Genomic DNA, 1280 nt, shown 5'->3' with positions numbered 1-1280 from the left:
AGCTGGCCACCGTGCTGGGCGCCGTTGGCGGCGCCGTGGCCGGCAACCAGATCGAAGGCAGCGTGCGCGCCACGCGCAGCTACAACATCGTCGTGCGCCTGGACAATGGCAAGACGCGCACCGTGCACCAGAGCGCCGCGCCGAACTGGCGCCAGGGCGACCGCGTGCGCGTCGTCAACGGCGGCTTGCGCGCCATGGGCTAAGAGCGGCGGCGCCTTTACCGGCGCCATCAGTTGCACATTCAACACACGCCCGGCCCGTCCGGGCGTTTTCTTTTTGATAATGTTCGTTGGCGTACAGATGAGCTAGCCATGAAGCGAGATGATGCATTCAGGAAATCATCGGATGTTCATCAAGGAGAGGCTATGGAAAGCGACAAGGCAGGCAGCAACAGGATCTGGCTGGGCTTTATCGGTGGCGGCATGCTGGCCACGGCCCTCGGCTTTTGCGCGCTCGACCTTTCGCCTGCGGCAGGCGGCGCACCCGTGTTCGGCGTCATGCTGCTGCTCACGGGCGGCATGTTCAGCTGCCTGGCGGGGGCCGTCGGCATGGCCGGCATGCTGGCCTGGATACCGGGCATGGCGGGCGACACGGAAGGCCCGGCGGCGCGCATACCGGGCGGGCGGCACGCTAAATAAGCGTTGTGTACGGCAGCGTACAGATCATTTCAGAAATAAAGTAGACAATAAATCATGGCATCAACGTTGTGCGCAAACCCGGCAACGTGAATGACAAATAACGATGGCAAGGTCCGCGGCTACCGGCTTGCAAGCCTGGACCGCCATCCACACACTACTCTCGGAGGACACATCATGCTCTATACAATCGCAGTAGTACTCATCATTCTCTGGCTGCTGGGTCTGGTTACTTCCTACACCATCGGCGGCTTCATCCACATCCTGCTGGTAGTGGCCGTCATCATGGTGCTGTTGCGCCTGATCAGCGGGCGTGGCCTATAGCCCTGGCCACGCACCTGGCCTGACCAGAGCGGCGCGCGTGCAAACGGGCGCCGCTCTTTTGCCGCCTTGTGCGTACGCTGTGCGCACTGGCAAGCCGGCCCGTTTTGCAGTAACGTGTGCAGGTAGTTCCTGGGTATGTCCCAATAACAAAACAAGGAGAAAATCCATGAAAGCATTCAAGAACGGCGCTGGCGCCAAATCCCTGATCGGCATGCTGGTCCTCGCGATGGCCGCCACCGGCTGCGCTGATATGTCCTCGACACAACGTGGCACGGCCACGGGCGCCGGCGTCGGCGCGGGCCTGGGCGCCCTGATCGGCGG

General features: G+C 62.4%; 2 protein-coding genes and 1 pseudogene. All 3 read left to right on the top strand.

Going from position 1 to position 1280, the window contains the following annotated elements; genetic code table 11:
• Positions 1-203 (top strand): annotated as a pseudogene (locus JaAD80_RS28550) (hypothetical protein); the annotation flags it as partial.
• A 162-nt stretch (positions 204-365) separates the two neighbouring features.
• Positions 366-638, top strand: coding sequence for a hypothetical protein (locus tag JaAD80_RS28545; RefSeq protein WP_102299543.1), 273 nt, complete (start codon positions 366-368; stop codon positions 636-638).
• A gap of 174 nt (positions 639-812) precedes the next feature.
• On the top strand, positions 813-959 hold the full coding sequence (locus tag JaAD80_RS30010; RefSeq protein WP_010396376.1) for a lmo0937 family membrane protein: 147 nt from the start codon (positions 813-815) through the stop codon (positions 957-959).
• Positions 960-1280 lie beyond the last annotated feature (321 nt).

It is taken from the genome of Janthinobacterium sp. AD80 (genome assembly GCF_002878455.1).
Taxonomy (GTDB): Bacteria; Pseudomonadota; Gammaproteobacteria; order Burkholderiales; family Burkholderiaceae_D; genus Janthinobacterium.
Note: the sequence above shows the minus strand (reverse complement) of the source record. Positions and strands in the feature narration are given on the sequence as shown.